The 17,207-nt window shown below is 51.3% G+C and carries 13 protein-coding genes; all 13 read right to left on the bottom strand.

Features of this window, described 5'->3' with window-relative positions; genetic code table 11:
* Positions 1 to 5: 5 nt before the first annotated feature.
* Positions 6 to 1,751 carry an ABC transporter ATP-binding protein gene (locus tag NFS35_RS20730; protein WP_251208989.1) on the bottom strand — a complete coding sequence of 582 codons (1,746 nt, stop codon included), beginning with the start codon at positions 1,749 to 1,751 and terminating at the stop codon, positions 6 to 8.
* Between the two features lie 45 nt (positions 1,752 to 1,796).
* Positions 1,797 to 2,306, bottom strand: coding sequence for a MarR family winged helix-turn-helix transcriptional regulator (locus NFS35_RS20725; RefSeq protein WP_251208988.1), 510 nt, complete (start codon positions 2,304 to 2,306; stop codon positions 1,797 to 1,799).
* Between the two features lie 276 nt (positions 2,307 to 2,582).
* Positions 2,583 to 3,122 carry a signal peptidase I gene (locus NFS35_RS20720; RefSeq protein ID WP_251208987.1) on the bottom strand — a complete coding sequence of 180 codons (540 nt, stop codon included), beginning with the start codon at positions 3,120 to 3,122 and terminating at the stop codon, positions 2,583 to 2,585.
* A complete protein-coding gene (locus NFS35_RS20715; RefSeq protein WP_251208986.1) occupies positions 3,119 to 4,084 on the bottom strand; it encodes a MucBP domain-containing protein in 966 nt (321 codons plus the stop codon). Before NFS35_RS20715 ends, NFS35_RS20720 begins: the two co-directional genes overlap by 4 nt.
* Complete coding sequence (locus NFS35_RS20710; protein WP_251208985.1) at positions 4,081 to 4,920, bottom strand: hypothetical protein; 840 nt, start codon at positions 4,918 to 4,920, stop codon at positions 4,081 to 4,083. Before NFS35_RS20710 ends, NFS35_RS20715 begins: the two co-directional genes overlap by 4 nt.
* A gap of 13 nt (positions 4,921 to 4,933) precedes the next feature.
* On the bottom strand, positions 4,934 to 5,722 hold the full coding sequence (locus NFS35_RS20705) for a hypothetical protein (RefSeq protein WP_251208984.1): 789 nt from the start codon (positions 5,720 to 5,722) through the stop codon (positions 4,934 to 4,936).
* A complete protein-coding gene (locus tag NFS35_RS20700; protein WP_251208983.1) occupies positions 5,719 to 6,270 on the bottom strand; it encodes a hypothetical protein in 552 nt (183 codons plus the stop codon). Before NFS35_RS20700 ends, NFS35_RS20705 begins: the two co-directional genes overlap by 4 nt.
* Positions 6,271 to 6,294: 24 nt before the next feature.
* Positions 6,295 to 7,494: a DUF5979 domain-containing protein gene (locus NFS35_RS20695; protein ID WP_251208982.1), complete on the bottom strand. Its 1,200-nt coding sequence runs from the start codon at positions 7,492 to 7,494 to the stop codon at positions 6,295 to 6,297.
* A gap of 49 nt (positions 7,495 to 7,543) precedes the next feature.
* Positions 7,544 to 8,464, bottom strand: coding sequence for a class C sortase (locus tag NFS35_RS20690; protein WP_251208981.1), 921 nt, complete (start codon positions 8,462 to 8,464; stop codon positions 7,544 to 7,546).
* A 202-nt stretch (positions 8,465 to 8,666) separates the two neighbouring features.
* The gene (locus NFS35_RS20685) at positions 8,667 to 10,301 is read right to left on the bottom strand and encodes a SpaA isopeptide-forming pilin-related protein (RefSeq protein WP_251208980.1); all 1,635 of its coding nucleotides are present in this window, start codon (positions 10,299 to 10,301) and stop codon (positions 8,667 to 8,669) included.
* Positions 10,302 to 10,410: 109 nt separating this feature from the next.
* Positions 10,411 to 16,095: a SpaA isopeptide-forming pilin-related protein gene (locus NFS35_RS20680; RefSeq protein ID WP_251208979.1), complete on the bottom strand. Its 5,685-nt coding sequence runs from the start codon at positions 16,093 to 16,095 to the stop codon at positions 10,411 to 10,413.
* A gap of 31 nt (positions 16,096 to 16,126) precedes the next feature.
* The gene (gene lepB / locus NFS35_RS20675) at positions 16,127 to 16,702 is read right to left on the bottom strand and encodes a signal peptidase I (RefSeq protein WP_251208978.1); all 576 of its coding nucleotides are present in this window, start codon (positions 16,700 to 16,702) and stop codon (positions 16,127 to 16,129) included.
* 47 nt (positions 16,703 to 16,749) lie between these two features.
* Positions 16,750 to 17,127: a hypothetical protein gene (locus NFS35_RS20670; protein WP_251208977.1), complete on the bottom strand. Its 378-nt coding sequence runs from the start codon at positions 17,125 to 17,127 to the stop codon at positions 16,750 to 16,752.
* Positions 17,128 to 17,207 lie beyond the last annotated feature (80 nt).

Here is a 17,207-nt window from a genome sequence, read left to right as displayed (position 1 = left end):
ATTCCTCAACTCACTTTCTCATCGAAATCGCCGCTGCCGCTCATCTGCGCGTCGTAGACCTCGCGATAGATTTCATTGTTCGCAAGCAGCTCTTCATGGGATCCAAATCCGTCTATCTGCCCGTCATGCATGACTATAATCTTGTCCGCATGTTCCACGCTGGAAATTCTCTGAGCTATGATCAGTTTCGTGGTGCCCGGGATAGACTCCGCGAAAGCTTTCCTGATTTTGGCGTCTGTGGCCGTGTCCACGGCGCTGGTGGAATCGTCCAGAATCAGTATCTTCGGCTTCTTCAGAAGCGCCCTGGCGATGCACAGCCTCTGTTTCTGGCCGCCCGACACATTGGTGCCGCCCTGCTCTATGTAGGTATTGTACTTCTCGGGCATCTTCTGGACGAACTCATCGGCGCAGGCCAGCTCGCAGGCATGTCTGCACTCCTCCTCCGTGGCCTCCTTATTGCCCCAGCGCAGGTTCTCCAATATGGTGCCTGAGAACAGCACATTGTTCTGCAGCACCACAGCTACCTGATTGCGCAGCGCTTCCATATCGTAATCCTTTACGTCCACGCCGCCCACCAGCAGCTGTCCTTCCGTCACATCGTACAGCCTGCTGATCAGATTCACCAGGCTGGACTTGGCGCTTCCGGTGCCGCCGATGATGCCGATGGTCTCGCCGGACTTGATTTCCAGGTTCACATCCTTCAGCACAGGCTCCCTGGCGTCCTTTTTATAGCTGAAAGATACCTTGTCGAACAGGATGCTTCCGTCTTTCACTTCGTGGACAGGCTCTGCCGGGTTGGCCAGATCCGCTTTTTCATTCAGCACTTCGCAGATACGTCTGGCGCTGGCAGCAGACATGGTGACCATGACGAAAATCATGGAAAGCATCATCAGGCTCATCAAAATGTTCATGCAGTAGGTCAGCATGCTCATGAGCTGTCCTGTGGTCAGGGCATCCTGTACTATCATATGCGCTCCCGTCCAGCTGATCAGCAGGATGCAGGCATATACGGTAAAGTTCATCACAGGTCCGTTCCAGACCACGATACCCTCCGCCTTGCAGAATATCTTGTAGATATTGTTGCTGGCGTTCCTGAATTTTTCTTTCTCGTAATCCTCTCTCACATAGGCCTTCACCACGCGGATTGCGGAGACATTCTCCTGCACGCTCTCGTTCAGGGCGTCATACTTGGGAAAGGCCTGGGAGAAATGCTTCATGGCCTGGCTGACGATAATGGCCAGCACACAGCCAAGCAGGATTACGGCAACCAGATAGATGCTGGCAAGCCTGGGGCTGATGAAGAAAGACATGGCCATGGCACAGATCAGGCTGGCCGGAGCCCGCATGCACATCCGCAGTATCATCTGGTACGCATTCTGTATATTGGTCACATCCGTGGTCAGCCTGGTCACCAGGCCGGAGGTACTGAATTTGTCGATATTGGAAAAGCTGAAAGTCTGTATGTTCTCATACATGGCCTTTCTCAGGTTCCTGGCAAAGCCGGCAGAGGCGCGGGCGCCGAACTGCCCGCCGCAGATGCCGAAAGTGAGGCTGAGCAGCGCCGCGAACAGCATCAGTACGCCGATTAAGTAAATATGGTTCATGTTGCCCGCCGTCACGCCGTCATCGATGATAGACGCCATGAGCAGAGGGATGATGGTCTCCATGATTACTTCTCCGATCATGAAAACCGGGGTCAGGACAGAATCCTTTTTGAACTCCTTGATATGGGCCCCAAATGTCTTTAACATGATTTTCTGCACTTCCTTTCATCCTTTTTATTCTTTCACGTTCTTTCATTCATGGGGCGGGGTTTTCTCCTCCGCCGCTTCATCCTCTCCGGGGGATTCTCCCGGTCCGGCCGTCAGCCGCTCCAGATTCTTCATCATGATTCCCAGCAGCCGGTACAGCTCGGCTACTTCGTCATCGGACATCCCTGACAGCAGCTGGTTTCCCATCCAGTCCATATGGGCCTCAATCTGCTCGTGGTGGCGGTAGGCATCCTCCGTCATCTGAATCCTCTTTAACCTTCCGTCCCTGTCCTGGGCCTTGCGCACGATGAGCCCCTCGCGCTCCATGACCTGGAGGGTGTTGGTGGCCGTGGCCCGGGAGACGCGGAACTCTTTTTCCAGGTCCTTCTGATAGACCGGCTGGTCCCGGTGGTGGTACAGATAACCCAGGATGCCGCCCTGGAGCTGTGTGGGCGGCCCTTTCCTGGTATCCATGGGAGCGCTTTTGTGGATGGCAACCTTAATCTGGTTGTGGATGACCCGCATTAAAAATGTGATTCTACTCCTTTCCTGCATAGGCTCCTTCCTTTTCTTAAACATCCCGCCGCCATTTTTGTTAGCGGACTAACTATTTTGTTAGCGAACTAACAATATCTCATTTTTCTATATTTGTCAATAGGTATGGGGTACTTTATTGGGATTTCATTCTTTTTTTAGAATTTTCATTTATCATTGGCAGTACTTCGGGACGCGGTTCCTTTCACTGATTTATATTTGTGGGATGTCAAGGATACGGACGACAAAAAGACACCTGGCGAATACCGGTGTCTCTGTAGAAAAAATACTGGAAAACTAATCCCTCTCCCGATTCCTCAGGATTCCAGCCAGCATATGGAACATGACCCCGCATACCGCCAGGAGCACCGCATAGAGCTTCCCGGTATTGCTGGCTAAGAGAGTCAGGACGATGCCCAGCGCCGGGATGTGGCGCTCCACTTTTCCTATAACACTGTTATATGGCACAGGTTCCATATCCTCTTCCCTGTTGGCGTCCCCCTTGGTGATGAACTCCCCCTCCACATAGCGGTTCTCTTCCACCCGGTGGGTGATGACCGATTCGTCCTTGTAAAACGCGATTATGTCCCCTGCCTCCACGGTATCCGGCTGGGCCGCTTTCACATAGATCACGCTCCCCACAGGAATCTCCGGCTCCATACTGCCGCTTACCACCTCATAAATCCCATATCCCATCAGCCGCGGCACTGTCAGCGGCAGAAATGCCGCAATGACCCCCAGCAGAATCAGTGTCCCGAGCATGCTGCAAAGGGCAGGAAATACTTTCCTGCCCTTTCTCTTAGAGGGATGTGAAATTGATTCTATTTCATCTATCATGATTTCGTTTCCTCTTCTTTCTTTTTCTTCTTCATAATCAGGAAATACCACGCTGCTCCTACAGCTCCGAGCACCAGGACGATAATCACCGGAACCGGTATCCCCAGAAGCCTGGCATCAGCGGCAACTGACAGGAAGTTACTCGTTGGTATTTCTTCTTCATCCAGATTCACTATTTCATCCGGCGCTCCCAAAGGCGGTTCTTCATCGGGAAGATCCACCCCTTCGTCATCGTCCGGGGCCTCAGCGTCATCAGGCGCTCCGCCATCATCCGGGGCTCCGCCGTCATCAGGCGCTCCGCCATCGTCCGCTGGCGCAGGGATTACGACGATTCCGGTATCTGCGGGCGCCTCTGCATCCGGCGCATCCGGTGCGGGAGGCGCTACAGGCTCAGGCGCGGGTGCAGCGGGTTCCGGTATCCTGGTGTATACGAAAGTGAACACGTTCTCCGCAGGATCTTTCTCCAGGGTCTGGGTCATATTGTAGGCCCGGGGCTGCCAGCCCTCGATATACACATATGCGACCACCGGCTGATCGCCCACGTTTCCGTAATAAGTCTCGCTGGGGGCCAGGGTATTTCCCTCGCTGTCCACATAATTGATGGTATAGGATGTGGCATCCCCCAGGATTCCGTAGGCTATCACATAGTCCTGATCCCCTGTCACCAGGAAAGAGGAGGCCTGGGTGCTCTCGCTGTTGTCCTTGCCGCTCTCCCTGATTCCCCTGACATAATACTTGCTGTTGTCGTTCAGCCTGACCAGGCTCTGGTAGAAGTTGACCCGCTCCCCATAATGGCGGTTCTCGATGATTATGACCTCTTCCCCACTGGTGAAGCTTCCCTGCTGGCCGGCAAAGAAACGAATGGTGTAGGTGTATTCCTCCTTTGCCGAGGCAGGAATGGCTGTCTGGAAAAACAGGCACATTGCGAGCAGGGCAGGCAGAACATATCTCAGTCTCTTCATCTCTCCGCGCCTCCTTCTTTCCTCTTATTATGTTCCCTGAAGCAGTAGATGCAATACACCAGCAGGACCGCTCCCGTGATGCCGCTGATTGCCATGAACAGGGGCAGTTTACTTTCATCGCTGGTTCTTACGATGTCCGTTCTCCTCCCCGGGTTCGCGGGACTGTCCGGCCTGGTGTCGTCCACATTTTCCGGAGGATTCCCCGGATTGGGCTGATCTGGCTGATTCGGCAGGTCAGTCCTCAGCTCCACCGCGAAATTCATCTGCAGATCCGCCAGAGTGTCCTGGTAATGGTTGCCCTGGGTCTCGCCATCCAGCGCCACCTCCAGGGTGATGCTCCCGCCCTCCCCAATGTACATAGTATCCAGATAGAAATAATCTTTCAGGGCATTGGTGGCGCCTCTCAGGCCCTCCCCCATCTGCGCGACGGTCTCGTCCACGGTCTCGCCGCCTACAGTGTCGCTGTCGAACAGGACATTCACTTCCCCATCCTTATCCGTATACGTGAGCCGATAAGTATAGGCGCCTCCCCCGGTCTCACGGTTGCCGCTCCTGTCCTCCAGGGAGTACAGCACCTCGTTCTGCATGTACCAGTCCGTGGCCGTGGCGTTCTCGCTCTTCAGCTGCAGCGTGATGATTACATTGTCTCCGGGCTGCATGCCGCCTACTACGTCATTGATGTCAGCTGTATTGAAGCTGCTCACCATCTCATTGCCGGATGTAAAGGTGACGTTCCAGCTGTCGTCCCCATAGAACGTCTCGGCCCGGACCGGAAGCGCCAGCCCCAGGAACATCAGGCCGGACAGCAGCCACGTTCCAATCTTCTTATTCTTCATGCCTGTCACCTCCCTAATCCGCAAGGCTCAGGATACCGTCATTCACCGTTACCCTTCTTCCCCATGCGCTCCAGACCGCGTCCTCCGCATTGTGTTCCTGCACCGCGTCCACTTCTACCTCTACCCGGAAAGATACCCCATCGTAATCATAGGTAGTAGTGATAGTGGTATAATTTCCTATTTCCTCTGTCTCCTGAGACACTTTCTTGGCAATGCTGTCATCAATGGTCAGGGAATCCGCAAAGAGCGCCGTCTCCGAGGGCCCCTGCCCCTCCGAGTACAGAAGCCTGTTATAATAAAGAACCGTGCGCTCCTCCGTGCTGGCTTTCTCGTCCACAATCCAGTCTGTCCCCAGATTCACCAGGTTCAGATGGATCAGGTCCGGGGAGAGGTCACAAATCTTTTTGCCATTTTCATCCAGCCAGTACTTATAGATGCTGACGCGTACATACTCATTGATAGTCCCTGTATTGCGGACTTTCAGATCCTCCTGGTACTTCTTCCCAAGAGTCAATGTCTCTCCCTCAGCAAGCATCTCTTTCAAAAGGTCTCCAGGCCCCACCTCCCAGGTCCCGTCCCCGGCGCTGCTGTAGTTGCGCCAGGATATCTCCTTGCCGTTCTCCAGCAAAGTGACACCGATGTCATACATCTGAATCCGGGAAGTATATGTCTCCGAATAATAGGTAAGGGCAGCCCTGGTGCCCCCGATGGAACTGCCCAGCAGCAAGGCCACAGCCAGGACGAACAGCCCCAGGGTCATTACTGGCGATACCACTTTCATCCGCTTCTTCTGCTTCTTCATGCCTCGCCCCCTCCTTCCGTGCCGCCGGTGCTCTCCGTGCTGCCTGTATCTACGATTTCATCCCAATCCGTCTCCTCTACCGTAAAGGCGCTTCCGTCCTCATGATACCTCACAGGCGTACTCTCATATATCACCACCACATTGAAGCGCTCCATGTCCTCCGGATCCTCCGGAATGTTCTCAATCTTCAGGCTCAGCTCAGAAGTCTTCCCTCCTCCGGGCACTGCGCTGTTATAGTAATAATATCCGTCTGCTTCATTCAATGTCCATCCCTCGCCGGAATGCGTAATCTTATAATCGCTTCCGCAGAACGCCTTTGCCCGGATGTACACCGGCTGGGAATCCGGCTCATTGGCAATGGTCAGATGTTTCGTCCACTCAGTGAAGCTCTCCGTAATCTCCGTCCTGTCCCCCAGATGGATGGTATAGCCGCCAGCGGCTTCCGTGTAAGTCGTAAAGTAGGACCAGGTGGTCCCGATTCCCGCGGACGCCACCACAGCCACGGCCGCCAGGGCAAGGACTCCAGGGTAATGTCTTCTGTTCTTCATATCCGTTCACCCCCTATTTCTATCTTACTCTTCATTCCGCTCCGCCGGTCTCGGCTCTCCCTGATTGCCGCCTGCGTTCTGAGCCGGGCTGGAATACCACTCCCATGTACCCTTTTCCTCATCGTATACAAACTGGTTCTTGATTCCATGGCCGTTGGTCCTTCGGCCGTCATATTCGTTTTCAAATTCTACGGAGACTATCGTCTCCGCCGCGATGGTAGCCGTCCGGTCACCGGGAACTGTCAGCTCATAGCTGGAACCGCTGTACACTTCCCTTACAGTGACTTCCGCCCCGGCGGGAATCCTGTCCAGAATCACGCTCTGCTGCCCTGCCGACGTGAAATTGATGCTCTCCACATTGCTGTAGACTGTTTCCCCGCCCAGACGCCCTGTGACCTCAAAGACAAAGGTAGCGGACTCCTGCACACCGCCCATGGTCTCGTACTGGGAAAGGGTCTTGACGATTTCCAGGGAACCGTAGCGGGAAATCTGCTCCGGCTTCAGGTTCACTGTCAGGTCAAATTCCCAGTCTCCGGGATTTGCCGTGCTGATCACGCCATTCTCATCTGCCGGTTTCGCAGGGAGGGAGACCAGCTGAGGCAGGAAAGCGTAAGTATACTGCCTCGAATGTGCAATGGTGGCAATCCTGACGGCGTCCTCCTGACTCACAGCGTCTGTCTGTTCCATTTCTATCTTATAATCGGAAATCTCCGTAAGATCGCCGCCCCTTGCCACCAGCAGATACAGGCCCGCATCAAGGCCGGAAATCCTGCTGCCTGCCAAAGCTCCGCTGCCCTCCGCCGGTGCGATTGCCGCCTGCCCGTTCAGGACAATCCCCGCCGCCTGCTGCGCCAACGCGTCCCAGTCCAACGCCTGCTGCCCGGGCGAATCCGCTCCTTCTCCGTCAGTCGCGTTCCCGGGAATCGCCAGTCCGCTATAATCAGGCAACAGTTCATAAGAATAAGTATCGTATCCCGGCTCCTTGACGGCCCTGGCAATCTGGTACAGATCCACCACCACGCCGGCCTTTGCCAGGTCTTCCCCGAAGCTGTCCGCTTCCCCCTTGTTCGGATCTTCCGGATGGACAATCAGAGAACAGCTTCCGGCTACGAATCCTCCCCCATCTGCCTCAAGGGGCGCGGCCATACCTGCCAGAGGCTCTGCAATACACATGCCGACAACAAGGGTCAGCGCAGCCAGCAGATATATCCATCTTTTTTTCATGAGCAATTCCTCCTTCTTCACCTCAGACTTCTACTTAATTACGTCTTATTCATTCCTCTTTATTCTCCGGCAGATCTGTCCTCCGCAGTTCCTCCAGTATATCTCTCTTCGTCGGCTTACGTCCTCCGATACTGCCAAAAATCAACAGCACGGTAAGCGTGACAAACAAAAGCGGAATCCCCACTGCCGGTATCACCATGTAATTCGGAATCCGCACCGCTTCCGCCACTACCACCACCTCACCGGCAATGTTCTCTATCCTCTTGCCCCGGACCAGCATCCGGTGGGTATTCACTCCGTAAGGCGTGCAGGTGACCAAAGTACAGTAATCCTTTCCAGGCTCTATGGCCAAATCATCCGTTTCCTCCGGCAGCACGATACGTATCTGGTCGACCATATAGGTAATGGTCTGATCCATGATATTGATTGTGAAAGTGTCCCCCTCCACCATCTGATCCAAATCCGAAAACAGCTTCGCACTGGGCAGCCCCCTGTGGCCTGACAGGATGCTGTGCGTCCGCTCTCCTCCCACCGGAAGAGAAGAACCGGGGATATGCCCCACTGCAATCTGCAGGACTGACTCCTCCACGCTGTGGTAGATGGGCAGATTCACACCGATGGAAGATATCTGGACATAGCCCATAATACCGGTTCCGGTAATGTCCAGAAGCTTTTCGTATTCCGCATACGCTTCATCAGAAAGGACAAAATTCACACCGTCCTCAAGCGATGCATTGTACTTTCTCGCGGCCTCCAATATCTCTTCCCTGTCCCGGGCAGACATGTCCTCCACTGCCGTCACATAGCCCGCAATCGCCTGGGTGGCATGCATGGAATTCCACCAGTCGCTGACGGAAGGATACAGGAGGATTCCCACGCCCGTCAGCAGTATAACGATTAAAATGATTGTTGAAATCGAAGGGCCTCTTTTTTTCTTCCCCCTCTTTTTCACAGCTTTCTCATCCTTCATAGGTTTCCCCACTGTGCATTATTCCGGCAGATTCTTCTGCCTGCTGACCTTTGCCGGTTCACAGAGTGTGTCCACACCTGTTTTCCGTTGCTCGCCGCACACCACGGGAAGGTGTCAGCCTACGTGCGGCATACCGGAGACGGAATCCGCCGTCCCCGGGAAGTTATTTCTTACTTATCTTTTGTATGTTCCTGCTGCAGTTTTACTTGTGTGTACCCATGCGCTTCTTGGCTACCAGAAGGATGCCGGCGCCGATTACCAGGACGCCGCCTGCCACGTAGAAGATTGTGGTACCGATGCCGCCGGTGGAGGGGAGGAGCGTACCCTGCTGGTTTACAATCTCAAGCGCAGCCTCATCTAACTCAGAAAGATTCTTTTCTACCGTTTTAGCAGTTGTAGTAGCCGTACTCTCTGATACCAGATTACCATCCTCATCATAATGTCTCTCACCTGAAGTAGTGAATATCTCCTCTGCAAGAATCTGAGGAGTAAGTTCTTTCGTCTCAGTCAGCTTATTATAGCCATTAGGAGCCTTAAACTCAGTTACAGTCAATTTAACATCGCTTGCAAGACCAATGATATAGAGTTTGCCTTCAGCATCTGTAGTAAGCGCTTCACTTTCCTCAGCATCAGCTGCCGGGTTATAAGAAACTACCGTGTAGACACCATTTTCACCCTCTACACTTAAACCTTTAATCGTAAACTCTGCACCTGCAAGAGGCTCTCCATTTTCATCAACTTTCTTGATAGCCGCCGCATAAGTTTTGATTACTGCCTTATCTTCCCATGTTTCATTCCAGGGCTTCTTCTCAGTTGAATTATCATCAACTACAATAGGTCTGATAGAAATGGTGTTCGTGTCATCTGCATTGATATTCGTCACAGAAGTCAGTGTGGCTTCGTACTCAATAACAAGCTTTGCTCCCTGCGCATATTTGTTTGTGTATGATGTTCCATTCAAATCTGCCCATGGAATAAGAATTGCTTTTTCATATTTGGTATCTCCAACTGTAACCTCGCCGAACTGTAAACTGTTAAGAGCATCACCCTCAAATACAGTTCCTTTATCAGTATCAGTTGCACCGATTGTAATCTTTGTCACCTTGACATCTGTCAAATACTCCGGCAGTGTATCCTGAATCACATAATCAACAACCTGCCTGGAATCTTCTCCTGTCTCACCGATATAGTTGGTTGTATCAAAGATACCTGTATACTTAACTGTATCACCAATCGAATAAGACTCTTTTTCAACAGTTTTGTCTGCAGAAGGCTCATTAACATTCTTATCATAGATATCCGCATTCGGCTGAGTAGATGTCACCGTAATCGCTGCTTTGGCAGCTCCGTTCGCATCCGGATCTGACTCATGAGTGGTCGTAACTACATAATAACCATATGGCAATCCGGTAAATGTAAGAGACTCATCCCCATTGCTTACCGCTGATGCAATTTCAGTATTACCATTTGCCCATGCTTCAAGAGCCTGCTGCAGCTCCGCTGTCATTTGGGTACCTGTGACTTTCCCATCCGCATCTTTCACGGCAATCTTGTCAGTAGGAGAAATATAACCATTAGCATCCTCCGAAAAATATTCTTCGAGACCTGTATGAACTTTGCCCTGATATGCAATATTGGTACCACCTTCACTGACAGTAGCATCGAAAAGCTTATGAAGCTTATATGTCTCACCCTTTGCCGGATTCTTAATTGTGATGCTTGCGTTGTCAGCATCAGCCGGATTCAGTGCTGCCGTCTGTGCAAAAGTTGTCATTGTCATCCCAAGGACCATGACCATCGCCAGTAAAATACCAGCTAATCTCTTAATTCGTTTCATTACTTACCCTCCTTTGATTGCTTTCCTTGATTGAAACGATTTTAGTGTTCCTGAACTTACATGTTTCTGAACTCATAAATCCAGATCTTTTCTCAGATTAGAGAGAATCTTACACCCTCCTTTCTCTGAATTTCTTTTTATACAGAAAGCCCGCGCCGAGCATAAGGCATGCAGCGCCTGCCATTGTATATAATTTGGATCCGGCACCTCCGGTCTCCGGCAGCTCATAGAAAGCTTCATTAACGATGACAAACGGATCTTTTCCGGTTCCGCTGCCAGTTAAACCCATAGCCGTGACCGTATACTCCATCGTTGTTTCATCCAGTGTAATGGTGACCGTAATAGGGTCTTTCAAAAGCTTATACCCGTCAGGGGCCTTTGTCTCGGTCAGGCGGTAAGTTCCCACGGTTAAATTCTTGAAAGAAACTTTGCCGTCAGCATCGGAGGTTACATTTTTTTCTATCGTTTCCCATTCCTGAGTCTGGGTAGTGCTCTCCAGGGTCTGTGCGCTGCCGCCCTCAGAACCTGTTTCCCCGGTTGACGGTTCTGATGCCGCTGCCTTCTGCCTCTCCAGTCTGAATTCTGCTCCGGGCAGAATCTTACCGTATTCGTCTTTCTTCCGGGCAACGAACCCGGCAAGGGAAATCTGCGCCTTCACATAATTGGATTCCACATTTTGTCCATTATAGCTCTTTGTGGAATATCCGAAACTGTTGGTGGCCTCCAAAAAGACCGCTGTCCCAGTATCTCTGTCCTCCGCCGCTTTCTGATTCAAAATGTTGAGCGAACTTTCTGACAGAACATCCGTTATCTTGACCGGAACAATGAAATCCATCTTCTCTGTGTAAAAGGCAGTATTCCCTTCTGCCACAAATTTGAAAGCGGTGACCGTACTCCAGTCAGTTATATTCTGCGTCCATATATCAGCATTTACCAGACTTGCCATATCCTGTCTATACACGTTCTCAGAAGTCGTATAGTAAACCCGGTATCCGCCTGGAGGTGTAAGCGGCCCTTTCAGATTCACGGTAAATTCCGATCCCCTTGCCACCTGGTTATTGATGCTTCTATCGTCTATCCGGGGAAGCACGTCATAAACGGTCAGATTATAGTGAGGCGTCTCCGTAGTATTCACCATGCTTAGTTTATATTGGAATGAGTCTCCCACTTTAAACCGTAAAGTCGTCTTCTTCCAGTCGTTGGAATTCTCCTTTGCGATAAATTTCTCCGCATAAATTCCCGCAGGAGCTATGATGTTACCCGAACCCCGGTCCCACCGAATCTTTTTGTCCGTTCCCTTCCCCTGCAGATTATAGATATCATCCGTCTGACCATGACCTGTTGGCGGATCTTCCAGATCGGCGCTCAGCAGATAGGCATCGTTGTAATACGTCCCGGGAGAAGCATCCGGTTTCACTCTCACCTTAGGAGTAAAGACCACCCAAGCGCTTCCTTCTCCGTCCGATGCGTCCAGCGTCTCTCTCACCTTATCCACGTTCAGATAAAAAATCAACGCCGTTCTTCCGCTGTTATGGTAATTCTCGATGACCTCGGTCTCCCTTATATACTCCGATCCTGTTCCATAAGCTATAGGATACTGATAAGGCTCCAAGGCCTCCGGGAGAAGGTCGATGACGCGCAGATCCTTATATTCCTTGTCTGCATCAAGGGCCCCTTTCACATAGAGCATGCAAAAGTTATAAGTCCCATCCTTGTTGTAATCATAGACCGGATTACCGTCCGCATCCACTATCGGATTGCCGTCCGCATCCTTTTTCACAGAGGGATAGTTCATATCTTTAGTGAGCATACCCTTTTCAATCCAGAGATTTTCCCTGTTATCAATCAGCTTAAATTTATTTTCACTGAACAGGAAATAATACGTATCACCCGGATTTTGATATCTGCTGTCCTGATAAGCTATATAAGCTTTGTTACGGTAAACATTTGTATTCTCAGTATTGTTTTCCTCACTTTCTATAAAGTGTTCTTCGTCAGGATTCCGGAAAGTTGAGAAAGGCCATATAGTTGGTATCTCTCCGCCAACCGGCACGCTAAAGCCCTCTGCAAAATGAATTTTAATACTTTTGTATTCCTTTTCGGGATCCAGCGTCAATGTCCATGTAAAAGCATCATAAGGACTGTATTTGTAACCTGTATCTTTGAAATACTCCTTTGTCTCCGGTTCTGTCAGGTCATAGATATCCGTCTGACTTTCTTCTGTCTCCTTTTCATAGGTAACCGCTTCCACATAAGCCAGATTCCCTATGAAAGTTTTATTAAATATAATACTGTGGAACTTCAGCCTCTCATCTATTTCCTCGTCTCCTATGACTAAATTGACCAATTCCGATGATGATTGGTTCTTAAAGCCCAATGACCACCTGTATGCGGCTGACCGGGTAATGCGAGTATCCATAAGGGTATCCGCGGAATTACCTTTCGCAAACCATCCGTCCGCTCCTTTTTGGCTGGTCAGGGTAAAAATAATGTCATCATTACATGTATCCGAACTCTCTCCCTCTGACGGACGTACCGGATCGCACACTGCCTCTACATGGTTCGTCAAATTCTTCGTCAGGAACCCCTCGTCATCCTCTTCGTCAATCTTACATCCTGGGAATCGCAGTTTCAGCTCCGCATCCGCAATCTGCAGCATCAGCCTATTGTCGTACTCCGCCGGATTCCATCCCAAATCCACTTTGAACACGCGGCTTACCGTGTGCTTCTCAGCGTCATATGTCCATTCCGGGTTCGCATCCGGATCAAATACCGCATATTGCAAATTGCCGCTTGTATCTTCATATGTCGGCAATGTATCCGTCAGGGTAATCGTATCGTATGCCCTGAGTCCCCAGTGGGCATTGCCCAGCTTATACCAGAAGCTGACGTACTTGCCGGCTTCTACTTCGCCGGCTTCACTTACCGTACCTGTTACTCTTGTATAATTCTCCTGCATATTATCAAATTTATTCGTATTGACATACTTCGTTATGACAGGTTTGTCGTATTTCGGGCGGTATGTATTTTCCGCCGTTTTGCCTTCCTTTTTCTCATCTCCTTCCCCGCGCTCAAGGGTGGCGAAGATTTTCAGCTCATAATCCGCAGGAACCTCAGCGACTTTAAATTTCATTTTAAAGGGAATCGTAAGGGCGCCCGTAGGAGTATAGTTCTTAAACTGAATGGAAATCCTATAATACTCCTTCCCATCCCTGTTCACCTCTTCGACTGTGCAGGGGTCATGCTGCGCCAGTTCCTGGGGAAATTCAGGAATATAGGTTTCCCCTATATCCATATACGCTTTCGGGACATAGAGGGACATCGTCATCTCGTCAATGGTGGTATTCCCCAGTATCCCTGTGGTACTCAGTTTCAATGAACCCTGCATTCCATCTTTGGTATAATTCGGTTTTTCTCCCTCCAGGTAATGAATCTTTTTTCCGTTCTCATCTTCCTCACGCGCAGGCTTCTCATCATGGTTCTTCCCATCCCCATATAAGAGTTCCAGAGCCATTCCGCCGGGCTTATCTCCCTGGATACCTATAGGCAGAAAAGCTGCATAGGCCGGCAACATTTTCAATCCATCGCCTTCGTCCAATAAGGCTGCCTCCATCATTTCCCAAAGCGCCAACAGACAATCCGATCCTGTCACATACTCCCGCAATGTCTCATCCAATCCAAGATAGGCGCCGTATGCCTCCTGTATCTGTACCAGAAGAGCCATGGTATACTCCGTGAAAGCTTCTTTCCCGGCCTCCTCATACTCTGCCGTCTTCTGCACAATCTCTTCCTCGGAGGGCAGACCGGCAATCAGCTGATTCACTTTCTCTACCTCTTCCCTCGCCTTCTCCTCCAGGCAGTTCACGTCATGGGCATGCTCTTCCATTCCGCAAATCAGTCCCCCATCCGCGTCATTGCATTCCTCACCGTGGATGTGCTCTTCCATTCCGCAGATCGGTTTTCCGTCCGCGTCATCACTTTCCGTCCCATCCGTCGTAATTACCGCGATATTTCCGGCGGCGCTTACCAGCATAAATTCTGAAAAGCTGTCCGTCTCAAAGTTTGCGTTCCCCTCGCTGTCTATATCGCCGCTTTCCAGCACTTCGTTTCCGCTTTCCGCAAAATGTACGATTTGCATGGGCGTTCCTTCGGGAAGTCCGTTGTCATCCAGAAGCTGGATGGTAACATTTACCGTATCCTCCGGTTCAATCTCCTCGCCGTCCACATAGAACCCGATATCAAACAGCGCGTGAATACTGCTGTTTTCATTTCCCAGCGCTTCCCTGGCTTCCGCCTGGCGCTGCTCAAAGCGCTCCGGGTCGCTTTCCTTTGTAATCTGCCGGACAATCAGCTCCGCGTTTTCCGGAATTCCGGCAGAATCCGGATAGGTGACTTTAACCGAATATCCGCTGCCTTCACAGGTTTTCTCATTCTCCGCCTCTTCCGCATAGCTGCAGATTAGTTTCCCCGCATCGCCATAGCACTCCGCGGAATGGATATGTGTGACATCATAGCCGCAGATCAGGTTCCTTTCCGCATCGTAACAGCTGTCCTCGTGAACATGCAGCTTCGCGCCATTGTTCAGGGCAGCCACTTCCTCCGGCGTCAGTTCCACCGTCTTGAAGCAGTCGCCTGTGTGGGTATGCTCCTCCAGCTGGAGCAGTCCGCATGATACCCTGCTGCCCTCAATCAGGTTGCCGTCTTTGTCGAAACATTCCTCATAATAGCAGCCGTCCTCATGGGTATGGAGCTCCCATTCCCCGCATGCCAGCGTCGTCACTTCTTCATAGCAGGCATCTGTATGGACATGGCTTTCCGATGCCGCACTGTTCTCTTCTCCGGCATTTGTCGGTTCAGCAATTGCTTCCACAGATGCTGCAGCCTCTTTCCCGGCCTGTGCGATACAGGCTTCCGCATGCTCATGCTCCTCCATTCCGCAGACCAGGTTTGTTTCGCAGCATCCGTCCTGGTGTATATGGTTTTCTTTTCCGCACTCGTAAGTATTGATGCAGCATCCGGAAAAATGTTCATGCTCCTGCGCGCAGATAAGATTCCCTTCCGCATCATAACAGCCGATTTCGTGGGCATGCTCTCCCAATTCACACACTAAATTTCCCGCCTCATCGTAGCATCCTGCTTCGTGGGTATGCTCTGCCATTTCGCAGTTAAGCTCATGGCGCATGCAGCTTTCATCATGGGCATGCTCCTCATGGCCGCAGCTCAGTACGTTCTCATAACAGCTTTCGACATGCTTATGGACTTCTTCTCCGCAGATAATTTCATTCTGCTGCCGGGACGCATCCTGTTCTTCAGATGCTTCCGGCTCTGCAGGCACATCCGGTTCTTCCATGCCCTCCCCGCCCTGTACCGCCGCATCCGCCACGGATTCAGAGCTGCCGCTTTCCCTCTCTTCCCCGCAGACCAGGACTTTCTCTGTCGTATAGCACTCCGCTGTATGCTTATGCTCTTTATGCTCTCCCAGAACGCAGGCCAGGCTGCCCTTCGCGTCATAGCAGCTGTCGTTGTGCGTATGAATCACGTAGTCCGCATAGCCGCAGATGATCTCCCGGCCGCCCTCCGCGTTCTCCTCATAACAGTCTTCCGTATGCTCATGCACCTCATGGCTGCACGCAAGCACATCAGCCTTATGGGTCATCGCCTGGCCATACAGCTTCAGCGTCGTAACTGTACCGAAAGCGACTATCACAGCCAGACACAGGAAAACTGCCGTCTGACGCTTATAATGTTTACGTTTTTTCAAGAGCTCTCCTGCCTGTGACAAAAAATCTTTCATAATGCCGTCTCCTTCCTTCTGCCGATATCTATCAGTTCACCAGCCCGAATCCTGACACAGGCCAGACCCGAACCAATATTTTCCCGATCACCATTTCATTGCTGACACATCCCACCGCCGTGTTGCGGCTGTCTATGCTGGTGGCCCTGTGATCCCCCATGACGAAACATCTCCCGTCCGGCACCTGATAGGGCAATGTGATGTTGCAGTCCCCCAGGGCTTTCTCCGTGACATAAGGTTCATCCAGCAGTTCGTCGTTCACATATACGTTTCCGTCCCCATCGATGTCCACCCAGTCGCCTGCCACGGCTATGACCCTTTTTACGAGGATATTGTTATTATAGTAAAAAGCTATGATGTCGCCCGTCTCATATCCTGAACTGTTCAATGCCACGACAATGTCTTCATCCTGCAGCGAATCTGTCATGGATGTACCGCTGATCTGCAGTACCGGGAGCAGCAGCACCGCAATCAGCACCGCCACGGCCGCTACTACCACCAGGGAAAAAGTCGTGCTTTTGAGGACATTCCCATATCTTTTCCTGTATCGTTCCCTCTCCAGCTCCGCCTCCAGCAGGCTGAGCTCCGGAAGCTCACTCTGTCTCATATGCTTCCATTCCCTCTTTTCCGCAACATAAATCTTTTTCCGGAAAATCAATCCTCCAGAATCTCGTCTATCAGCTGCATCAGTTCAAGAGCACTGTGGAATACGGCTTCCTGTGCCTCATTCTGCCATATCAGCCTGCCCTGCCATGTGTAATGTTCCCGGAAGAGTATCTGTATCCGGAAGACCGCCATGCAGGCCCCGCTGTCTCCCCCGGCCATGACCAGCGGAAGCGGACATCCGGGACAATCCTCCAAATCCAGCAGGCTGTTCAAAGTCATCATCAGCTGCGACAGGCTCTGAATATTTACTTTTCTGTCCAACCGCGGATGCTGCAGACAGCCATCCATGATACCGTTGCGGTAAGACATTACCGTGACCAGCGCCTCGCGGCTCTGGCAGGGAATCATTCTCCCTTGAAGCATCATGCTTTCGCCCACCTTTTTTGTCGTTTACGGTTCATACTTTATCGGTTCCCTGTTAGCTGGCTGTTATTTTTAGCGGAAGG

This window comes from Acetatifactor aquisgranensis, from assembly GCF_943193215.1.
GTDB lineage: Bacteria > Bacillota > Clostridia > Lachnospirales > Lachnospiraceae > Acetatifactor > Acetatifactor aquisgranensis.
This window is presented reverse-complemented; position numbering and strand designations above follow the sequence as displayed.